General features: G+C 60.5%; 17 protein-coding genes. 10 read left to right on the forward strand and 7 right to left on the reverse strand.

The genetic code is table 11. The features are described 5' to 3' along the window. Positions 1-4 precede the first annotated feature (4 nt). The 7 genes from AC0R79_RS16895 to AC0R79_RS16925 all read left to right on the forward strand — a co-directional run bounded on the left by AC0R79_RS16895 (position 5) and on the right by AC0R79_RS16925 (position 9,224). Positions 5-3,103 carry a multidrug efflux RND transporter permease subunit gene (locus AC0R79_RS16895; protein WP_375747208.1) on the forward strand — a complete coding sequence of 1,033 codons (3,099 nt, stop codon included), beginning with the start codon at positions 5-7 and terminating at the stop codon, positions 3,101-3,103. A 79-nt stretch (positions 3,104-3,182) separates the two neighbouring features. Then, positions 3,183-3,824, forward strand: coding sequence for a DUF1345 domain-containing protein (locus AC0R79_RS16900; protein WP_474730710.1), 642 nt, complete (start codon positions 3,183-3,185; stop codon positions 3,822-3,824). A gap of 158 nt (positions 3,825-3,982) precedes the next feature. Next, entirely contained in the window at positions 3,983-5,008 is a 1,026-nt protein-coding gene (locus tag AC0R79_RS16905; RefSeq protein ID WP_474730713.1) for a LacI family DNA-binding transcriptional regulator, read from the forward strand. Positions 5,009-5,072: 64 nt separating this feature from the next. Further along, positions 5,073-5,855 carry a sugar phosphate isomerase/epimerase family protein gene (locus AC0R79_RS16910; RefSeq protein WP_474730715.1) on the forward strand — a complete coding sequence of 261 codons (783 nt, stop codon included), beginning with the start codon at positions 5,073-5,075 and terminating at the stop codon, positions 5,853-5,855. After that, positions 5,848-6,813 (forward strand): sugar kinase, encoded by a 966-nt coding sequence (locus tag AC0R79_RS16915; RefSeq protein ID WP_474730717.1) that lies wholly within the window; start codon positions 5,848-5,850, stop codon positions 6,811-6,813. The genes AC0R79_RS16910 and AC0R79_RS16915 overlap by 8 nt, the downstream gene beginning before the upstream one ends. A 122-nt stretch (positions 6,814-6,935) precedes the next feature. Continuing rightward, positions 6,936-8,234 (forward strand): MFS transporter, encoded by a 1,299-nt coding sequence (locus AC0R79_RS16920; protein WP_085687082.1) that lies wholly within the window; start codon positions 6,936-6,938, stop codon positions 8,232-8,234. A 21-nt stretch (positions 8,235-8,255) separates the two neighbouring features. Next, positions 8,256-9,224, forward strand: coding sequence for a 2-hydroxyacid dehydrogenase (locus AC0R79_RS16925; protein ID WP_474730719.1), 969 nt, complete (start codon positions 8,256-8,258; stop codon positions 9,222-9,224). A 125-nt stretch (positions 9,225-9,349) separates the two neighbouring features. Here AC0R79_RS16925 and AC0R79_RS16930 read toward each other — a convergent pair whose 3' ends face one another. The 4 genes from AC0R79_RS16930 to AC0R79_RS16945 form a co-directional block, all read right to left on the reverse strand. After that, complete coding sequence (locus AC0R79_RS16930) at positions 9,350-10,537, reverse strand: pyridoxal phosphate-dependent aminotransferase (protein WP_474730723.1); 1,188 nt, start codon at positions 10,535-10,537, stop codon at positions 9,350-9,352. Positions 10,538-10,578: 41 nt separating this feature from the next. Beyond that, positions 10,579-12,204 carry a methyl-accepting chemotaxis protein gene (locus AC0R79_RS16935; protein WP_474730726.1) on the reverse strand — a complete coding sequence of 542 codons (1,626 nt, stop codon included), beginning with the start codon at positions 12,202-12,204 and terminating at the stop codon, positions 10,579-10,581. Positions 12,205-12,427: 223 nt separating this feature from the next. Beyond that, complete coding sequence (locus AC0R79_RS16940; protein WP_474730729.1) at positions 12,428-13,567, reverse strand: glycerate kinase; 1,140 nt, start codon at positions 13,565-13,567, stop codon at positions 12,428-12,430. Positions 13,568-13,658: 91 nt separating this feature from the next. Continuing rightward, on the reverse strand, positions 13,659-14,783 hold the full coding sequence (locus AC0R79_RS16945; protein ID WP_474730732.1) for a sugar diacid recognition domain-containing protein: 1,125 nt from the start codon (positions 14,781-14,783) through the stop codon (positions 13,659-13,661). A gap of 171 nt (positions 14,784-14,954) precedes the next feature. Between AC0R79_RS16945 and AC0R79_RS16950 the strand changes: the two genes are divergently transcribed. Then, positions 14,955-16,265, forward strand: a complete 1,311-nt coding sequence (locus AC0R79_RS16950) for an MFS transporter (RefSeq protein ID WP_085603380.1) — start codon at positions 14,955-14,957, stop codon at positions 16,263-16,265. Between the two features lie 163 nt (positions 16,266-16,428). Here the strand turns inward: AC0R79_RS16950 and AC0R79_RS16955 are convergent, their stop codons facing one another. Continuing rightward, a complete protein-coding gene (locus AC0R79_RS16955; RefSeq protein WP_102622224.1) occupies positions 16,429-16,800 on the reverse strand; it encodes a DUF6124 family protein in 372 nt (123 codons plus the stop codon). A 471-nt stretch (positions 16,801-17,271) separates the two neighbouring features. Continuing rightward, positions 17,272-17,634 carry a VOC family protein gene (locus AC0R79_RS16960; RefSeq protein WP_474730736.1) on the reverse strand — a complete coding sequence of 121 codons (363 nt, stop codon included), beginning with the start codon at positions 17,632-17,634 and terminating at the stop codon, positions 17,272-17,274. Positions 17,635-17,731: 97 nt separating this feature from the next. On the opposite strand from AC0R79_RS16960, the gene AC0R79_RS16965 reads away from it, so the two are divergent. Beyond that, positions 17,732-18,631, forward strand: a complete 900-nt coding sequence (locus AC0R79_RS16965) for a LysR family transcriptional regulator (RefSeq protein ID WP_474730738.1) — start codon at positions 17,732-17,734, stop codon at positions 18,629-18,631. A 40-nt stretch (positions 18,632-18,671) separates the two neighbouring features. Here the strand turns inward: AC0R79_RS16965 and AC0R79_RS16970 are convergent, their stop codons facing one another. Next, positions 18,672-20,615, reverse strand: a complete 1,944-nt coding sequence (locus AC0R79_RS16970; protein WP_474730740.1) for an Ig-like domain-containing protein — start codon at positions 20,613-20,615, stop codon at positions 18,672-18,674. Positions 20,616-20,842: 227 nt separating this feature from the next. Between AC0R79_RS16970 and AC0R79_RS16975 the strand changes: the two genes are divergently transcribed. Continuing rightward, a complete protein-coding gene (locus AC0R79_RS16975; protein WP_129973253.1) occupies positions 20,843-21,856 on the forward strand; it encodes an aldo/keto reductase in 1,014 nt (337 codons plus the stop codon). Positions 21,857-21,916: the final 60 nt, after the last annotated feature.

Genomic DNA, 21,916 nt, shown 5'->3' on the forward strand with positions numbered 1-21,916 from the left:
TTCTATGCCGCAGTTCTTTATCGACCGCCCGGTGTTCGCCTGGGTCGTCGCGTTGTTCATCCTGTTGGCCGGTGCGCTGGCCATCCCGCAATTGCCGGTGGCGCAATACCCCGACGTCGCGCCGCCGCAGATCGAAATCTATGCCGTGTACCCGGGCGCCTCGGCGCAGACCGTCGACGAGAGCGTGGTCAGCCTGATCGAAGAAGAGCTCAACGGCGCCGATCACCTGCTGTATTTCGAATCGCAGAGCAGCCTCGGCAGCGCGACGATCAAAGCCACTTTCCAGCCGGGTACCAACCCGGAACTGGCGCAGGTCGATGTGCAAAACCGCCTCAAAGTGGTCGAGTCGCGTCTGCCGCAAGCGGTCAACCAGCAAGGCTTGCAGGTGGAGAAAGTCTCCGCCGGTTTCCTGCTGCTGATCACCCTCACCTCCAGCGACGGCAAACTCGACGACGTGGCGCTCAGCGATTACCTGGCGCGCAACGTGATGAACGAGATCAAACGCATCGACGGCGTCGGCAAGGCCCAGCTGTATGGCGCCGAACGGGCGATGCGGATCTGGGTCGATCCGCAGAAGCTGATCGGTTTCAACCTGACGCCGGCCGACGTCAATGCCGCCATCGTCGCGCAGAACGCCCAGGTCTCGGCGGGCAGCATCGGCGATCTGCCGAACCCGAGCACTCAGGAAATCACCGCGACGATTCTGGTCAAGGGACAACTGTCGACGCCGGAAGAGTTCGCCGACATCGTGCTCAAGGCCAACCCGGACGGTTCCACCGTGCGCATCAAGGATGTGGCGCGGGTCGAGATCGGCAGCCAGGAATACCAGTTTGGCACCCGTCTGAACGGCAAGCCGTCCACCGCCGTCGGCGTGCAACTGGCGCCGGGCGCCAACGCCCTCAGCACCGCCACTTTGATCCGGGCGAAGATGGATGAACTGTCGCGCTACTTCCCGGCGGGCGTGGAATACAAGATCCCCTACGACACTTCGCCGTTCGTGAAGGTCTCGATCACCAAAGTGGTCTACACCCTCGGCGAGGCGATGCTGCTGGTATTTGCGGTGATGTTCCTGTTCCTGCAGAACATCCGCTACACCCTGATCCCGACGCTGGTGGTGCCGGTGGCGCTGATGGGCACCTTCGCGACCATGCTTGCGCTGGGGTTTTCGATCAACGTACTGACCATGTTCGGCATGGTGCTGGCCATCGGCATCCTGGTGGACGACGCCATCGTGGTGGTGGAGAACGTCGAGCGGATCATGGCCACCGAAGGCCTGTCGCCGAAAGAAGCAACGCGCAAGGCGATGACTCAGATCACCGGCGCGATCATCGGCATCACGCTGGTGCTGGTGGCAGTGTTCATTCCGATGGCGTTCATGCAGGGTTCGGTGGGCGTGATTTACCGGCAGTTCTCACTGTCGATGGCCACTTCGATTCTGTTCTCGGCCTTCCTTGCCCTGACCTTGACCCCGGCACTGTGCGCAACCTTGCTCAAGCCGATCGCCAAGGGCGAGCACCACGAGAAAACCGGATTCTTCGGCTGGTTCAACCGCCGCTTCGAGCAACTGACTGATCGTTATCAGGGCTGGGTTGGCTACGCGCTGAAACGTACCGGTCGTTATCTGCTGATCTACGTTGTGTTGCTGGTGGGTCTGGGCCTGTGCTTTGCGCGCCTGCCCTCCTCGTTCCTGCCGGTCGAGGATCAGGGTTACACCATCACCGACATTCAACTGCCGCCCGGCGCGAGCAAGAACCGTACGGTGCAGGTCGTCGAGCAGATCGAAGCGCACAACGCCGGCGAACCGGGTGTGGGCGACAGCACCGTGATTCTCGGTTTCAGCTTCTCCGGCAGCGGACAGAACGCTGCGCTGGCGTTCACTACGCTCAAAGACTGGTCGCAGCGTGGCAGCGACGACTCGGCAAGCTCGATTGCCGACCGCGCCAACATCGCCCTCAGCCAGATCAAGGACGCTGTAGCCTTCGCCGTGCTGCCGCCGCCGGTGGATGGTCTGGGCACATCCAGCGGCTTCGAGTTCCGCTTGCAGGATCGCGGCGGCCTCGGTCATGCGACCCTGATGGAGGCGCGCACCCAGTTGCTGGCCGCCGCCGAGAAAAGTCCGATCCTGATGAACGTGCGTGAAAGCGCGCTGGCCGAAGCACCGCAAGTGCAGCTGGAAGTGGATCGCAAGCAGGCCAATGCCCTGGGGGTTTCGTTCGCCGACGTCGGCAACGTGCTGTCCACCGCCATTGGCTCTTCGTACGTCAACGACTTCCCCAATCAGGGGCGGATGCAACGCGTTGTCGTGCAGGCTGAAGGCGATCGCCGCAGTCAGGTCGATGACCTGCTGAAAATGCACGTGCGCAACGACGCCGGGAAAATGGTGCCGCTGTCGGCGTTCGTCCGAGCCACATGGACCCAGGGCCCGGCGCAACTGACCCGCTACAACGGCTACCCGGCGATCTCGATTTCCGGTGAGCCGAAACCCGGCCACAGTACCGGCGAAGCCATGGCGGAGATCGAACGGCTAGTGGCACAAGGACCGAAAGGTCTGGGTCAGGAATGGACCGGTCTGTCGCTGCAGGAACGTTTGTCCGGCAGCCAGGCACCGATCCTGCTCGGGCTGTCGCTGCTGATCGTGTTCCTGTGTCTGGCGGCGTTGTATGAGAGCTGGTCGATTCCGACTTCCGTGCTGCTCGTTGTACCGCTCGGCGTGCTCGGTGCGGTGCTGGCCGTGACTCTGCGCGGAATGCCCAACGACGTCTTCTTCAAGGTCGGCCTGATCACCATCATCGGCCTGTCGGCGAAGAACGCGATCCTGATCATCGAGTTTGCCAAGAGCCTGTATGACGAAGGGCATGATCTGATTGATGCAACGTTGCAAGCCGCGCGTCTGCGGTTGCGGCCGATTGTCATGACCTCGCTGGCGTTCATTCTGGGCGTGGTGCCGCTGGCGATTGCCACGGGCGCAAGTTCGGCGAGCCAGCAGGCGATCGGTACCGGGGTGATCGGCGGGATGATCACGGCGACGTTGGCGGTGATCTTTGTGCCGGTGTTCTTCGTAGTGGTTATCAAGCTTGTGCGCAGGTTCGCCAAGCCCGATTGATTGACCACTCCCTGCGCGGTGGCCACAGGTCGCCGCGCTGGGCTAAGGTTGTCTGCACACCCTGGCCCATCGAGTTCCCATGCGCTTCCTCGCCCGCACCCACCCTCGCCTGTCTGCCGCCGCTCTTTTAGGGCTAGCTGTCGGCCTGCTTACGCCCGCCGACTCCGTTATCAGCAAAATCCTCATCGGCTGGAACGCCGGGGTCTGGACCTATCTGGCCCTGATGCTCTGGCTCACCGCCCGGGCCAAGGCACCGGACGTCAAGCAGATCGCTGTCATCGAGGACGAAAATGCAGGGCTGGTGTTGTTTGTGGTGTGTATAGCGGCGCTGGCCAGCCTGGCGACCATTACCCTTGAACTGGCAGGCAGCAAGGACCTGGATACCCACCACAAATTGATGCACTACGGTTTTACCGCACTGACGGTCATCGGCTCATGGCTGCTGATCGGAGTGATTTTCTGCGTCCACTACGCCCGGCTGTTTTACACCTGGGACGGCAAGGAGCCGGCGCTGCGCTTTGCCGAAGGCCTGACGACGCCCAACTATTGGGACTTTCTGTACTTCTCGTTCACCATCGGCGTCGCTGTGCAGACGGCGGATGTCGGCGTGGCTACGCGAGAAATACGCAAGATCGTGCTGGCACAGTCGCTGATCGGTTTTGTGTTCAACACCGCCATCCTCGGATTCTCGATCAACATCGCCGCCGGGTTGTTCGGCTGAAGTCAGCGGTTCCGAACCGAGCGCCATTTGTCGGCGACTTACGATTTTCTCCCGATCATTCACTTGACGATTGAATCGCTTCTGGTGTTTCCTGAAACCGGTTTCAGATCCTGTTACAGCGATCTGACCTGACAAATCCAATAATAAGGTTTCAGACCGTGAACGATTTTTCCGCCGCCCAGCGCAGCCGCGTGACCATGCTCGACGTCGCCGAACACGCTGGCGTGTCCAAGGCCAGCGTCTCGCGCTTCATTGGCGACGACCGCGCCCTGCTCTCCGATGCCATTGCCCAGCGCATCGAGCAGGCGATTGCCGAACTCGGTTACCGCCCCAATCAAATGGCCCGAGGCCTGAAGCGTGGCCGCACCCGCCTGATCGGCATGCTGGTGGCCGATATCCGCAACCCTTATTCGATTTCCGTGATGCACGGGGTGGAAACCGCCTGCCGTCGACACGGCTACAGCCTGGTGGTGTGCAACACCGATCGCGACGACGAGCAGGAACGTCAGCACCTGGCGCTGTTGCGCTCGTACAACATCGAAGGGCTGATCGTGAACACCCTGGGTCATCACCGGGATGAGCTGGATGAGCTGAAGCGGGAAATGCCTCTGGTGCTGGTGGATCGCAAGGTCGACGGGCTCGACAGCGATATGGTCGGGTTGAACAACCCGCAGGCCATCGAGATGGCGCTCGAACATCTTCAGCAGCGTGGCTATCGCGATGTACTACTGGTGACTGAACCCTATGACGGCACCAGTTCGCGGATCGAGCGGGTCAGCAGTTTTCAGCAGCAGATCGGTCAGCGCCAAGACATGTGTGGCGCGGTGCTGGAAACCGGTTCGAGTCTTGCGAACGATCTTCAAACCTTTTTGAACACAACCGATAACGGCTCAAAAGCCTTGTTCTGCGCCAACGGCGTGGCGGCGCTGGCTTGCACCCTGGCCTTGCGCGAGATTGGCTGCCGGTTGTTCGAGGATGTCGGGCTGATCGCGCTGGATGATCTGGACTGGTATCCGTTGGTGGGCAGCGGGGTTACTGCCCTCGCTCAGCCGACGGAGGAGATTGGTGCGCGGGCGTTTGAGTGTTTGCTCAAGCGTTTGCGTGGGGATGATGAAGCGGCGCGGACGCTGGATTTTGCACCGGTGCTGATCGAGCGCGGCTCGACGCGCAGCAAGGCGGAATAAGGCCCTACGGGACTACCCAAAAATTTTTGAACAAAAATGAAACCGGTTTCAGAGGTAGATAACAATGAATAAACCTGCCGTTTCCATCAGCCTTTCCAGCTACGGCGCCGACCTCGTTCGCCGTCGTGGTCAGGCTTCGTTCATCGAAGTGCTGGCCGCTGCCGGCGCCCATCGCATCGAATGGCGCGAAGAGTTGCTGACCAACGAAGTCCCGGAACAACTCGCCGCAGCCACGCAAGCCGAAGGCCTGCAAAGCATCTATTCCTCGCCCACCGAACTATGGCTGGCCGGTCAGTCGCGCCCCAATCCCGAACTCATCACCGCGCTGGAAAATGCCGAAGCGTTCGGCTCGAAGTGGCTGAAAGTGTCGCTGGGCTTCTTCACCGACAACAACGATCTGCAGACGCTCGCGCAGATCCTCGCGCAAAGCCCTGTGCAGTTGCTGGTAGAGAATGATCAGACCCTGCACGGCGGTCGCATCGAACCGTTCCAGCGCTTCTTCGCCGCCGTCGAGCAACACAACCTGCCGATCAAGATGACCTTCGACATCGGCAACTGGCAGTGGCAAGACCAGTCCGCCACCAGCGCTGCCCGACTGTTGGGCCGTCATGTCGGTTACGTGCATTGCAAAGCCGTGGCCCGTCGTGCCGACGGCAAACTGGTGGCCGTGCCGCCCGCCGCCACTGACCTGCATCTGTGGGAACAACTGCTGCGGCACATGGCCCAAGGGGTCATGCGCGCCGCCGAATACCCGTTGCAGGGCGATGATCTGGTGCAACTCACCACAGAACACGTCGCCGCCCTCGCCCGCCTCGGCCAGTCCCGTCTGGAGCCTGCTCATGTCTGAGATCGATATTCTGTCGTTCGGCGAAACCATGGCCATGTTTGTCGCCGAACAGAGCGGTGATCTGGCCTCCGTCGAGCAGTTTCACAAACGGATTGCCGGGGCGGACAGCAACGTCGCCATCGGATTGTCACGGCTGGGTTTCAAGGTGGCCTGGCTGAGCCGTGTCGGGGCTGATTCGCTGGGACGATTTGTCGTCGAAACCCTGGCTCGCGAAGGTCTGGATTGCAGCCATGTCGAAGTCGACAACGCGCACCCGACCGGTTTCCAGCTCAAGTCGCGCAACGATGACGGCAGCGATCCGACGGTTGAGTACTTCCGTCGCGGCTCGGCGGCCAGTCATCTGTCACCGCAATCAATCACCTCGACGCTGCTAAGCGCCCGGCATCTGCACGCCACCGGCATTCCGCCGGCGTTGTCCGCGTCGGCCCGGGAAATGTCCCGTGAACTGATGACCCGCATGCGCAATGCCGGTCGCAGCGTCTCGTTCGACCCGAACCTGCGTCCGAGCCTGTGGGCCAGCGAGCGGGAGATGATTAGCGAGATCAACCGCCTCGCCGCCCTCGCCCACTGGGTGTTGCCGGGGTTGAGCGAAGGTCGATTGCTAACCGGGTTTGAAGATCCGGCGGATATCGCCGAGTTTTATCTCGATCATGGCGCTGAAGCCGTGGCGATCAAGCTCGGGCCGCAGGGTGCGTATTACCGCACGCAACTGGATCAGGGGTTTGTCGCCGGGGTTCCGGTCGAAACCGTGGTCGATACGGTCGGTGCCGGGGATGGGTTTGCGGTGGGGATGATCAGCGCCCTGCTGGAGCACCAGAGTTTTCCCGAGGCGGTCAGACGCGCCAACTGGATTGGCAGTCGGGCGGTGCAGAGCCGTGGCGACATGGAGGGTTTGCCGACCCGATCCGAACTCACCGCTGATCGTTCCCACGCTCCTGCGTGGGAATGCAGCACGTGACGCTCTGCGTCACATGGGACGCGGAGCGTCCCCGGAGGCATTCCCACGCAGAGCGTGGGAACGAGCAACAACCAATCAATTGAACCTGCTGCGACAAAAACAACAAGCTCAGGAGCAAGACCATGAAAACCGCAACCCTCGCCACCCGCCGCTGGTGGTACATCATGCCGATCGTGTTCATCACCTACAGCCTGGCGTACCTGGATCGCGCCAATTACGGATTCGCTGCTGCGTCCGGAATGGCTGAGGACCTGATGATCACCCCAGGCCTGTCTTCGCTGCTCGGCGCGCTGTTCTTCCTCGGCTACTTTTTCTTCCAGGTGCCCGGTGCGATCTACGCGCAGAAGCACAGCGTGAAGAAGCTGATCTTCGTCAGCCTGATCCTCTGGGGCGGGCTCGCCACCTTGACCGGCGTGGTCTCCAACGCCTATTGGCTGATCGTCATCCGTTTCATGCTCGGCGTGGTCGAAGCGGCGGTGATGCCGGCGATGCTGGTGTACCTGTGCCACTGGTTCACCCGCGCCGAACGCTCGCGGGCCAATACCTTCCTGATCCTCGGCAACCCGGTAACGATGCTGTGGATGTCGGTGGTTTCAGGCTATCTGGTGCAGCATTTCAGCTGGCGCTGGATGTTCATCATCGAAGGTCTGCCGGCGGTGCTCTGGGCATTCATCTGGTGGAAGCTGGCCGATGATCGTCCGGCCCAGGCCAAGTGGCTCAACGACCAGGAAAAGCACGATCTGGAAAGCGCGCTCGCCGCCGAACAGGTCGGCATCAAAGCCGTGAAGAACTACGCCGAAGCCTTCCGTTCGCCGAAGGTAATCATTCTGGCGCTGCAATTTTTCTGCTGGAGCATCGGTGTCTACGGCTTCGTGCTGTGGCTGCCGTCGATCCTCAAGGCCGGCGCGCAGATGGACATGATCGAGGCCGGCTGGCTGTCGGCGTTGCCGTATCTGGCGGCGGTGATCGGCATGCTGCTGGTGTCGTGGGGCTCGGACAAACTGCAAAAGCGCAAACGCTTCGTCTGGCCACCGCTGCTGATTGCCTCGGTCGCGTTCTACGGCTCCTACGCCTTGGGCGCGGAACATTTCTGGTGGTCGTACACGCTGCTGGTGATTGCCGGCGCCTGCATGTACGCGCCGTACGGGCCGTTCTTCGCCATCGTGCCGGAGATTCTGCCGGCCAACGTTGCCGGTGGCGCCATGGCGCTGATCAACAGCATGGGCGCCCTCGGCTCCTTTGGCGGCTCGTACTTGGTCGGTTACCTCAACAGTTCCACCGGTTCGCCCGGCGCTTCGTATCTGTTGATGAGTGGCGCGCTGATGCTCTCGGTGGTGCTGACGATTTTTCTCAAGCCCGGCGCGAGTGACCGGGTGACGGCCAAGCGTGTCGCACCGCGCCCGCTGCCGGCCCATTCCTGAATTGATAGAGAGATGACTGCGATGAAAAAGCAGGTTGTGCTGTACAAGAAACTGTCGCCTTCTTTGATGGCGCGTTTGCAAGAACAGGTCGACGTGACGTTGATCGACAGCCTCGACGCCGACGGTCTGATGAAACTGCGCGACGCCCTGCCCGGCGCTCACGGCTTGCTCGGCGCGAGCCTGAAACTGGACGCTGCGCTGCTCGATCTCGCGCCGAAGCTGGAAGCGATTTCCAGCGTCTCGGTGGGCGTCGATAACTACGACATCGACTACCTGACCCGACGCAAGGTCATGCTGACCAACACCCCGGACGTGCTCACCGAAACCACCGCCGACACCGGTTTCGCGCTGATCCTGGCCACCGCCCGGCGGGTGGTGGAACTGGCGAACCTGGTGCGCGGCGGCCACTGGCATCGCAGCATCGGCCCGGCGCATTTCGGCACCGATGTGCATGGCAAGACGCTGGGCATCATCGGCATGGGGCGGATCGGCGAGGCACTGGCCCAGCGCGGTCATTTCGGGTTCGGGATGCCGGTGATCTATCACAGCCAGTCGCGCAAACCGGCGGTCGAAGAACGTTTCGATGCGCAATACCGCAGTCTGGAGGATTTGCTGCGGCAGGCGGATTTCATTTGCCTGACACTGCCGTTGACGGCGCAGACTGAAGGTCTGATCGGCGCCGAGCAGTTTGCGTTGATGCGGCCGGAGAGCATCTTCATCAACATTTCACGGGGCAAGGTTGTGGATGAGGCGGCGATGATCGACACCTTGCGGCATAACCGGATTCGCGGGGCGGGGCTGGATGTGTTTGAGCGCGAACCGCTAAATCACGATTCGCCGTTGTTGCAACTGAACAACGTGGTGGCGACTCCGCACATGGGCTCGGCGACTCATGAAACGCGCGAAGCGATGGCGCAGTGTGCGGTGGAAAATCTGTTGGCGGCGTTGGCCGGTGAAAAACCCGCCAACCTGGTGAGTCCTCTCCACTGATGATCGTTCCCACGCTCTGCGTGGGAATGCCTCAAGGGACGCTCCGCGTTCCAGCTCTGGAAGGGACGCGGAGCGTCCCGGGCTGCATTCCCACGCGGAGCGTGGGAACGATCAGGAGGAAACCCTCAGGCACTGCGCACCTGGAGAAGCTGCGCAGCACAAAGGGCAATCCGCGAACACGCATCCGCCAGCTTCACCCGATCCACCACCAGCCCGATGCGAATATGCCCCGCCGCACTCGGCCCGAACGCTTCACCGGCCAGCACAGAAACCCCATACCCCTCCAGCAACCGCTCGGCAAAGTCCTGCGCGCCGAGCCCGGTCTGGCGCACGTCGACCATCACGAACATCCCGCCATCCGGTTTGATCGGGTACAACCCCGGACAGCCGCGCAACCGCTCGCACACCAGATCCCGACGCAACCGGTATTCCTCGCGCATCTGCGTCACTTCCGGCAAATCTTTCTCCAGCGCGATCTGCGCCGCTTTCTGCACAAAATCCGGCAGGCCGAACAACATGCTCAGCGACAGATTTACCAAATGCTCGGCCAAGGGTTTCGGCCCGATCATCCAGCCGATCCGCCACCCGGTCATCGCATGAGATTTGGACAGGCTGTTGATGGTCGCAGTGCGCTCGGCCATGCCCGGCAGGCTCGCCGGGCTGACGTGCTCGCCTTCGTATAACAATTCGCTGTAGACCTCATCGCTGATCAGCCACAAGTCATGGCGAATGCACAGCGCCGCCAGCTCTTGCCAGATCAGCAACGACAGACTCGCACCCGAAGGATTGTTGGGACTGTTGAGCAACATGGCCCGCGTCTTCGGAGTGATCCGCGCAGCAACATCCACCGGGTCGACGCGGAAACCGTTCTCAGGGCGAACCGGCACCGGCACCACGGTTGCGCCGCAGGCACCGAACACACCTTCATAAGTCACATACATCGGTTCGGCGACGATCACCTCATCGCCCGGATCCAGCAGACATTGCGCCACCGAATACACCGCGCATTGCGCGCCGGGCAGCACGATCACATGCTCGGCATCCACTTCCTGGCCACTGTTGCGCCGATGGCGCTCGGCAATCCGCTTGCGCAGCTCCAGCCGACCGCGCACTTCGGAATAATGGGTATCGCCGGCCAGCAGGCTGTCGATGGCGCCGTGGATGATCGGCAGCGGCGTATCGAAATCCGGATCACCCACGGACAGCAGCAACACATCAATGCCCTCGGCGCGTAACTCCAGCGCTCGGTCGTGAATACGCCAGGCCGCTGCTCCCTCCCCGGCGATTCGTTGGGTCAAGGCTGAAAAGCGCATGTACGTCTCCTGATTGCGCGGTCTCCAGCCTTCACCCTAGGTCAAATCACAAACCGCGCCACCATCGCATTCAAATCCACCGCCAGCCGCGACAGTTCGTGGGTCGCGGCGCTGGTTTGATTCGCGCCGGCAGCCGATTGGGTGGCCAGGTCGCGGATGTTGACCAAGTTGCGGTCAACCTCGCGGGACACCTGTGCCTGTTCTTCCGAGGCGCTGGCGATCACCAGATTGCGCTCGTTGATCTGGTGAATCGATTGGGTGATCTGCTCGAGTGCAACACCAGCAGCGCGGGCCATTTCCAGGGTGGACTGGGTACGCTGGTTGCTTTGCTGCATCGACTCGACCGCTTCGCCGGTGCCGTTCTGGATGCCGGCGACCATTTTTTCGATTTCCTGAGTCGACTGCGCGGTGCGATGGGCCAAGGCGCGAACTTCGTCCGCTACCACGGCGAAACCGCGTCCGGCTTCACCGGCACGGGCGGCTTCGATGGCGGCGTTGAGCGCCAGCAGGTTGGTCTGTTCGGCGATGGCGCGGATCACGTCCAGCACCTTGCCGATGTCCCGGCCCTGAGCCGCCAGGCCTTCGATCATTTGCGCGGTGTTCTGCACGTCGTGGGTCATGGTCTGGATCGCGTCGACGGTTTTCACCACTTGATCGCGACCTTCGCGGGCGGCGTGGGTCGACTGGTTTGAGGCTTCGGAAGTCGACACCGCGTTGCGTGCGACCTCTTCCACCGCTGCGGTCATTTCGTTGACAGCAGTGGCGGCCTGTTCGATTTCGTCGTTCTGCTGTTGCAGGCCACGGGACGCTTCTTCGGTCACGGCGCTGAGTTCTTCGGCGGCGGCGCCCAGTTGCGTGGCGGAGCCGGCAATCTGTTCGATGGTCTTGCGCAGGTTGGTCTGCATCGCGGCCAAGGCTTCAAGCAGGCGCGCCGGTTCGTCCTTGCCATCGATTTCGATGTTTTTTGTCAGGTTGCCACTGGCGATGGTTTGCGCGGCAGCGACGGCGCGGTTCAGCGGGGTGACGATGCTGCGGGTCAGCAGCCAGGCCAGCAGCACGGTCAGCAACGCAGCAATCACGGCCACCACGATGATCCCGGTGATCGCGCCGCTGTACTGGTCTCCAGCCTGGGACGACGCGGCTTTCGCGTCGGCCGAGTTGATCGCAATCAGTTGGTTGAGCTGTTCGCCCATTTTGTCGGTGCCGTCCTTGATCTTCGTGTTGATCAGGGTACGCATCTCATCGACCTTGTCCTGACGCGACAGCTCCATCATCTGGTTCTGCGCTTGGAGGTAGTTGTCGAGGGTCGTTGCGAAGGTCTGATACAACGCGCGCTCTTCCGAACCGGCCGGCAGTGCCGCGTAACTGGCCTGGGCCGCGCGCACCTTTTCCACCAGCACGCCGATGCGGGTCTGGGCTTCCTGCAACCCGGCCGGGTCGCGGTTGACCAGAATGCGGAACGAGAGGATGCGCAGACGCAGGACGTTTTCCGTGACCACGGCGAGTTGCGTGACGCTCGGCAACTGCGTCGACTCCATCTCCAGCGACGCCTGGCGGATGATCGACATGCGGTTGACGGCGAACACGCCGAGCACGATCACCAGCAAGGCAATAAAGGCAAAACCGAGGAAGGCACGGGGCGCGATATTCAGATTACGCAAGGACATAGGAGGACTCTCGGATGAATGAAACTACGAGCGTCCATGCCGTGATCACTGGCCCTTGGGGCGGGCTTCAGTCCGGCGTCACTGTTTTAGGAAGTCTTGTGTGCGCCTGACTTCTGTATCGGCCAGGCTTGAGGAAGATTGCGGGGAAAGACGAAATATTTTTCAAAGTGTTGCGGGTGTTTCAGCGATGAAACACCCGTAGCTTTAGATGATGGATGACAGGTCAGGTCGGGGATGCCAGGCGCCAGACGCGAGCGATGTCGGTGGCGCGTTCGCGCAATAGACGTGGAGCTTCGGCGCAGGCCTGTTCGAGGGTCATCGGGCCGCTGGTGACGGCGAAGGCGGCGTCGATGCCGTGATCGTAGAGTTCCTGATAACCCTCGCCCAAGGTGCCGGCGATGACGATCACGGGAACGTCGTGGTGTTTGGCGATCCGCGCAACGCCGAACGGGGTTTTGCCTCGCAGGGTCTGGGCATCGAAGCGTCCTTCGCCGGTGATGACCAGATCGGCGCCCTTTACTGCCTCGGATAACCCGACCAGTTCCGCGACGACTTCGACACCTGCCTGGAAGCGTGCGCCGAGAAAGGCCTTGGCGGCAAAACCCAGTCCGCCTGCTGCGCCGCTGCCCGGTTCATCGCGTACGTCGTTGCCCAGCGCTTGCGCGCAGAGTTCGGCGAAGTGGCCGAGGGCCTGATCCAGTTGTTGAACTTGCGCGGGTGATGCGCCCTTCTGCGGGCCGAAAATCGCCGAGGCGCCGTGGGGGCCGCACAGCGGATTGTTGACGTCGGCGGCGATGTCGAAGCGGACTTGCGCCAGACGTGGGTCGAGTTCGCTCAGGTCCAGACGTGCGAGTTGCGCCAGCGCCAATCCGCCCGGCACCAACAATTGCCCTTGAGCATCCAGCAGTTTCACGCCCAGCGCCTGCATTGCGCCGGCGCCGCCGTCGTTGGTGGCACTGCCGCCGATGGCCAGGATCACGCGTTGTGCTCCGGCATCCAGCGCGGCGCGAATCAGTTCACCGGTGCCGAAGGTGCTGCTGATGCACGCGTCACGCTGCCCCGGCGGCACCAATTGCAATCCGCTGGCCTCGGCCATTTCGATGATTGCGGTGTGGTTGTGCGGCAGCCAGCCCCACGCCGCTTCAACTGCTGCGCCCAACGGGCCGCGCACACGGGTGCGGCGCAACTCGCCTTCGCACGCGGCGAGAATCGACTCCACCGTCCCTTCGCCACCGTCGGCCATAGGGCATTTGACCAGCGTCGCCTGCGGCCAGACCTGCGCCAGACCCAGCGCAATGGCTTCTGCAACGCCTTGGGCACTCAGGCTGTCCTTGAACGAATCGGGGGCGATGACGATTTTCATGCGAATTCTCCAGTTCCAATGCCCCTCATGCTGCCAGTCGCCTTGCGCGTTGACGCCTGTCCGCTGCACAAGTGGCGCAGGCGTTTATTGTTCATTTCGACAAATCGTCAGTCTGTGGCAGCAATTGCACCCCGAGATACAACGCCAACATGCCGTCGAGCTTCAGCGGATCGACCCCGCTCAACTCGGCAATCCGCTCCATTCGGTAACGCAGGCTGTTGCGGTGAATCCCCAAGGCATCGGCGCAGGCCTGGCTCTGCCCGTCGTGATCGCACCAGCTGCGCAGGGTCGCGAGCAACTGGCCGTTGCTGTCCTTGGCGATCACCTTGCGCAACGGTTTGAGCAGTTCATCCAGCGCATCGTCGTTGCGATGGCGCCAGAGCATCACCGGCAAGCGATAGCGATTGAGGGTCAGCAGCCGTGAGCGCGGCAGAACTTCGCGGCCATAGGCGAGTAAATCGCCGACCCGCCGATAGCAACGGCGCAACCCGGTCAGCCCATCAGCCTGCCCGCCGACGGCAATGCGCAGGATGTTCCAGCCCAGGCCATCGAGCTTTTCCAGCAGACGATCATGCTCGACGTTCTGACTCGCCGGCCGGCACCACAGCAGCGAAGACTTCGCGGAACTCACGCACCAGCTGTCCGGATAGCGCGTAATCAGCCAGGCACTCAGCGCCTCGACGGTTTGCCCCGGCCCGTGTTCCAGCCCCAACTCAAACAGATACGGCACCCGCGTCAGTTGCGGTTTGAGTCCGAGTTGCTGGGCCTCGTCGACCAGCCTTGGTGAATCCCCTGCCTCGCTCAACAGCAGCGCGAGCAAGTCATCGCAACGCTGCCGCCGCCATTGCTGCTCGGATTGCTGATTGCGTTGGCCGACCAGCATTTCAGCGGTCATGCGCACCAGTTCGGCGTAAGTGCGCAATTGCTCCGGCTCACCGGTGATGCCGAGCACCCCGATCAACCGCTGATCGAGCAGCAACGGCAGATTGATCCCCGGCTGCACGCCCTTCAAATGCACGGCGGTCTGCGCGTCGATCTCCACCACCCGCCCGTTGGCCAGCACCAGTTGCGCGCCTTCGTGACGAGTGTTGATCCGCTCCGGCTCGCCACTGCCCAGGATCAAGCCCTGGCTGTCCATGACGTTGACGTTGTACGGCAAAATGGCCATGGCCCGGTCGACGATGTCCTGGGCGAGGTCGTGATCGAGTTCGAACATAAGGGCTGGAATCCTTGAAAACAGGCGCGGACGGTTGTTCACCCGCACAGGGTCTGGCAACAAACCCTGTGCTCAGGCACAAAGACAATCCGGCCAAAGGTGGCCGAGACTCTCAGGGCGATCAACGTTACCCTTTGCATCGCAAAAAATCATAATAAAGAGAGAGCCGCCATGTCGCAGAGCGCCGCTGCCGCCCAGACCATCGATGACGATAAAAATGCCGTCTACAAACGCATCACCCTGCGTTTGATCCCCTTCATCTTCATCTGCTACCTGTTCAACTACCTCGACCGGGTCAACGTTGGATTTGCCAAACTGCAGATGCTCGACGCGCTGAAATTCAGCGAAACCGTGTACGGCCTCGGGGCCGGTATCTTCTTCATCGGCTACGTGCTGTGTGGCGTACCGAGCAACCTGGCCCTGACCAAATTCGGCCCTCGGCGCTGGATCGCGCTGATGATGATCACCTGGGGCACGCTGTCGACCTGCCTGCTGTTCGTCACCACACCGACCGAGTTCTACACCCTGCGCCTGTTCACTGGCGCGGCTGAAGCCGGGTTCTTCCCGGGCGTTGTGCTCTATCTCTCGCAGTGGTTCCCGACGTTCCGCCGTGGCCGGATCATGGCGTTGTTCATGTCGGCGATCCCGGTGTCCGGCCTGCTCGGCAGCCCGTTTTCCGGCTGGATCCTCAATCACTTCGCCGCAGGTCAAGGTGGCCTCGCCGGCTGGCAGTGGATGTTCCTGCTGCAAGGCATTCCGACTGTTGTGCTGGGCGCACTTGCCTACTTCCTGCTCAGCGACAACTTCGCCAACGCCAAATGGCTGACCCCGCATGAGCGTTCGGTGCTGGAAGCCGATCAGGCGGAAGACCTGGCGAACAAGCCGAAAACCACTTCCGATTCGTTGATCGCGGTGTTCAAGAACCCGGCAATCTGGGCGTTTGGCTTGATCTACTTCTGCATCCAGAGCGGCGTGTACGCGATCAACTTCTGGCTGCCGTCGATCATCAAAAACCTCGGTTTCAGCGACAACCTGGTGATTGGCTGGTTGAGTGCGATTCCTTACCTGCTGGCTGCTGTGTTCATGCTGGTGGTTGGCCGTTCGGCGGACTTGCGTAAAGAACGTCGCTGGCATTTGGTGGTGCCGATGTTGATGGGCGCTGTCGGCCTGCTGATTGCGGTGAACTTCGCGGCGAATCCGGCGATTGCGATTCTCGGCCTGACCATTGCGACCATGGGCGCGCTGACCGGTTTGCCGATGTTCTGGCCGGTGCCGACTGCCATGCTGAGTGCGGGTGCTGCGGCGGGTGGTCTGGCGTTGATCAACTCGATGGGGCAGATGGCCGGGTTCCTCAGCCCTTACCTCGTGGGTTGGGTCAAGGACAGCACCGGGTCGACCGATGCGGCACTTTATCTGCTGGCGGGTGTGATTGTCGGCGGGAGTTTGCTGGCGTTGCGGATGACGCGGACGTTGCGGGCCTGATTATTGGTAGACACACAAAAACGGCCCACTTCGGGCCGTTTTTCGTTTGATCGTTCCCACGTTCTGCGTGGGAATGCCTCAAGGGACGCTCCGCGTTCCAGCTCTGGAAGGGACGCGGAGCGTCCCGGGCTGCATTCCCACGCGGAGCGTGGGAACGATCTAGCTAAAGGGGAGTTTCAGTCTTCAGTTCCAGATTATCCAGCACCCGATTCACCGCCAGTTCCGCCAGCATGATCAGTTGCCCAATCCCCAGCAGGACGTGCCGCTGCGGCGCATCGATCATCCCGGCGAAATCGCTGGCCATGGTTTTGGCCGAGGTCAGGGTTTCGCAGGCGTCGGCCAACAGTTCTTCGCTTGGGATACCGGGAGCGATGAGGTAGCGGGTGTTAGGTTTGAGCAGCGGCTTTCTGGGGTGGAACGGATTGAGGTAGTGATCGAGGGCGCGTTCGGCGGCTTCGTGGAATTTCTTGGAGTCGAGGGTTTCGTAGGGGGACGTTGAATCGACTTCGGGTGGGTTGGGTGTTGGTTTGATCATGGTGAAACTCCTAAGGCGCTTATTGGAGCCACCACACTCGCTACCAAACGATGGTGGTGGCCAGACGCAGGTTGGTAGACCGGGCCTTAGGAGAAACGGCGCACCCGAAGGTGCCCTGCGAATGACCACCATAAAACAGAGACAAAAAGACTCTAAAAAATGGAGCAATCTGCACTTAAAGACCCGGGCTACCAAACCCGATCGCTGTTCTTTTCAGCGACGGGACAACGATAAAACCCGGCCCTTAAGCGCACAAGCCGGCGGATTCTGGCTTAGTCGTAGGCAACGGCGCAAGGTTATGTAGCCTGGGTGCGTGTCTGGAAGTGTCCTTTAAACACTGCACTTAAACACCCACTCCAGATCGTTCCCACGCTCCGCGTGGGAATGCAGCCCGGGACGCTCCGCGTCCCTTCCAAAGCCGAACGCGGAGCGTCCGTGGAGGCATTCCCACGCAGAGCATGGGAACGAGCGTCACACACTGGTTTTTGCATCCAGCTCCAGCACCAACCCACCCGGCATCTGCACAAAAATCTGCCAGATCCCATCCTCAGGCACCTGCGCCACCTGATAAGACAACCCACTGCCCTGCACCCGCTTCAAAACCACCGCCGCATCTTCATCAGTACGAAACGCGATGTGGCTCAAAGCAGCGTCCTCGGACAAAGGCTGCTCAATCACATGCACCAACGCCTCCCCGTCCTGATACAGCCACCGCCCGGGAAACGGAAACGGCGGCCGGCGCCCCGGCGTCAATCCCAACAACCCACCAAAAGCGTCCTGCAGCGCCTGACCGTCAGCGGTGTTGAAAGCAAGATGATCAAATGTCCACGTCATGTCTGTCTCCTGCGGTTATTCAGGATTTCAGTATCTGCGCTTGCCAATCCCGGAAAAATCCCGCAAAACGCCAAGGATCTTCAACGGATTTTTACTAATGAGCTCGATCCTCGATCTGGAAATCTTCGTCCGCACCGCCGACTCCGGCAGCATCTCCGCCGCCGCACGGGCGCTGGAGCTGACACCGGCCGCCGCCAGCATCGCACTTAAACGTCTGGAAACCCGCCTCGGCATCCGCCTCTTCGCTCGCTCCACCCGCAGCATGCGCCTGACCGAAGAAGGCCGGCGTTATCTGGAAAGCGTGCGCTTGGCATTGGCCACACTGGCCGAGGGCGAACAGGCGCTGAAGCAGCAGACCGAAGGCCTGAGCGGCGTACTCCAACTGGCGGCGCCGTCGGACTTCGGGCGCAATGTGCTGTTGCCGTGGCTGGACGATTTCAAGCGCGAGCACCCGCACATTCAGCTGCAATTGCTGCTCAACGACCGGCATGCGGATTTGTTTCGCGAGACGGTGGATGTCGCGCTGCGCTTTGGCGTGCCGAGTGATTCGACGCTGGTGGCCTTGCCGATTCTGCCTGAGCATCGCCGCGTGGCCTGTGCCAGCCCTGCGTATCTGGAGCGTCACGGCACACCGCAAAATCCTGCTGAATTGAGCGAGCACAGCGCCCTGCTCTACCTGCGCAATGGCCGGCCTTACAACACCTGGCGCTTCCATCGCGAGGACGAAACGGTCGAGGTCGAAGTCCGCGGCGACTACTTCAGCGACGACGGCGAAGTCGCCCGCCGCTGGGCGCTCGCCGGGCACGGCATCGCCTACAAGGCCTGGCTCGACGCCGCCGAAGACGTGCGCGCCGGGCGGCTGGTGACGCTGTTTGATGACTGGTACGGCGAGAGTGTGCCGTTCAATCTGTTGTGCCCGCACCGGGTGCAGGTGTCGGAACGGGTCAAAGTGCTGCAGGCGTTTTTGCGGGTGCGTTGCCGAGCGCTCAGCCGATGACATCCGAATCCAAGCGTCCGATAAGGAACGGTGGTTCAAATTAGATAGGGATCAAGCACCACGAGAAAAGAACGTTGCGTCCTGGGCTTGTAAATAAACTCAGGTCTGGTCGAGCATAAACGTAATTCCCCCCATATTGAGCACAAACATTGACATGCTCGGGAACTATCGGGATATAAACCCGGCGAACATCGGCAATAAAAGTAAAGTTATAAGTAGTACTACCTCCTAACGAGTTCATCCAAATGATTGCGTCATCTGCACGCAATTTCTCAGTACTTATTTGCAGTTTGTATTTATTAGTCACTACAGCAAGATAAGTCAGAATCTTCCCCTCCTGATCGGTAACATAAACAGGTGTCGCGCCATTTTTCAACCCGATGTTTTTTCCTTGGTCTATCACCGATACAATACCCGGAGTACCTAGATCAAATCTGTAGGGTGGAACACCTCCGGTTGGATTCCGGATTTCGGTATTACCAATCGAATACTCCCCTGTTTTCTCCCACCCATCCACCAACGCCGAAAACCCGGCCAGCCTCATCACTGTTGTATCAATACTGAACTCCAACCGCTTAATATCCCAAGGTTCGGACTTAAATTGATTCCCGGTTTTTTCCTCCACGGTAAAACGGTGTTGCCCTTCCGCTATTGGTATAAACGTGCTCTGCCATTTGTAATTCGTCCCGACAGTCACTTCCCCTTTCAATATACCCGCATTGAAAACTTGCAACACAACACCCGCCAGCGCAGACCCCGACAACACCACCTTGTTGTCGGAAACAGTCCCGCCATTCTCCAGTTCCACGTTGAACGAGTTCTTCATCAAAGTTATCACGGGCTTCTGAATGACCCACGCCCGTGCATTTTTTGAAGTTGCAATAACGGCATTTTCACGAACGCATTCATAAAAAGCCTTGACGGCACTATCGGCAACCACCTTGGCGTTAGGGATCATCATCCGGTGGGTAAACGGAAGCCTGGTCACCTTAACCTCAACTTCGTGCTCAATCGCGCTTCCGGTACCCGGCGTCGCTGTGTACTTAACCCTCACGGTGTCGTCGATTTTCCAGACGGGTGCGAGAACATGTACCTGGACCGTCAGATCCCGAGTACCGAGTTTGTTCCGATCGATGGTGTCCGGCGCATCATTGGGATCGTCCGGGTCCTCAGCCATGTCGGGAGCAGCCATCCGGGCGCCCTTCAGATCAATCACCAGAGGGATCGACTTCGACCAGGGCGATCTCGGGTCTGCCGGATTGGTGAGCACGTCCGTCACTGTAAATTTCAAGGAGGAATGCAGGCCGTCGCCAGCAGCTACCCAAAAGGCTTTATCGAGCCACACCCCGATGATGGTCGGCTCAATGGTCGGTCTAGAGGGGGCTTCATCCGAATGGACCACACGAGTAAGACCATGCTCATTGCATTGCACCGTGATTTCGTCACCTGGCCGACAATACGGATACATGCAGTACGCCTGCACACCCTGCTCCGCGATCTCGGCATCGATACCGTCGTCAATCACGTGTTTAGGCAGAATGGGTATAAGCCGGGAATGCTCGCCGTCCCCTGGGCTCTCGTCATACTCGCCTGGAGGAATCTCGTTGTACGCGATTGTAATGGGCGGTTCATAAGTCTCCTCGCTACTGTCAAGGCGCCGGACCGTGTAATTGAGGGTATTTAGCTGATCGGAACGCAGCAGATTGTGGGGAATGTACAGCGTCGTATCAGACGTCTCGGACTCGGTCAGCTCACTGGTGATTTTGGCCACTCCGTTCAGATTCAGGAACACCGACATATTGGGTTTCTGCTCCAACAAGGCTCGAACAATCACCGCGGCCCCTTGGGGTTTATCGTCATAAAAACGAATGGCAAGACCATAATCCGCACCCGCTACATTTTCCTTGCCGTCGGGCAACCGAGGCGCGTAGAGATTGATTTCGTCGCCTGAGGTTAACCCTTGATCAATCGGTTCAGTGGCCATGAGAACGCTCCTGATTTCACGAAAGGCGCCGGCATTTTTTGCTCGCACCGTCAGAGCAGATCAGGCGCCACTCATAGGGGAATTGCCTACTGTCAGATCTGACAGTGGCGATGAACGGTAGGCGTTGCGCCGGAGACTGCGGGGCCTCTGCTGGATAAATTCACTTTGCCGCGCCGGGCGCTTCTGGTATTTGATGGAAGCTTTCCCACCGACAAAAGGATTTCGGCATGAGCTATCGCACACTGGGTCATTCGGGGTTGCAGGTGTCCACCCTCACTCTCGGCACGATGATGTTCGGCGAGCAGACCAGCGCAGAAGACTCGCTGCGTATCATCGACAAGGCCTGGGATCAGGGCATCAACTTCATCGACACCGCCGACGTTTACACCAATGGCCGCTCGGAAGAGATCGTCGGCGAGGCCATCGCCCGTCATCGGCATGAATGGGTACTGGCGACCAAGGTCGGTTTCGGCCCAGTGGATGGCGTGCCGAATCGCAGCGGTCTGAGCCGCAAACACATCTTCAATGGTCTGGAGGCCAGCCTGACCCGGCTCGGCACCGACTACCTCGACATCTATTACCTGCACCGCGAAGACCACAACACCCCGCTGGAGGTGACGATCTCGGCGATTGGCGATCTGATTCGCCAGGGCAAGATCCGTTATTGGGGCCTGTCGAACTATCGCGGCTGGCGGATTGCCGAGGTGATTCGCGTGGCGGACAAACTGGGCGTCGATCGCCCGGTGATCAGCCAGCCGCTGTACAACATCGTCAACCGTCAGGCTGAAACCGAACAGATCACCGCCGCCCAGACTTACGGCCTCGGCGTGGTGCCTTATAGCCCGCTGGCCCGTGGCGTGCTCAGTGGCAAGTACGCACCGGACGTGACCCCGGACGCCAACAGCCGCGCCGGGCGCCAGGACAAGCGGATTCTGGAGACTGAATGGCGGGTGGAGTCGCTGCGCATTGCCCAGCAGATTCAGCAATACACCCAGGAGCGTGGGGTCGGGATTGTCGAGTTTGCGATTGCCTGGGTGCTGAACAACGGCGCGGTGACGTCGGCGATTGTCGGGCCGCGTACTGAGGAACAGTGGGATGCGTACACCAAGGCGCAGGCGGTGAAGATTACGGCGGAGGATGAGGCGTTTATCGACTCACTGGTGACGCCGGGGCATGCGTCTACGCCGGGGTTTAATGATGTGAGTCATTTTGTGTCGGGCCGTAAGCCGCATCAGGCTTAAGCACCTATGCTTCGACACAGGTCTCTGTTCTCACGGGACCTGTGTCGGATGTTGGAAATA

Source organism: Pseudomonas sp. HD57-3, assembly GCF_056113135.1.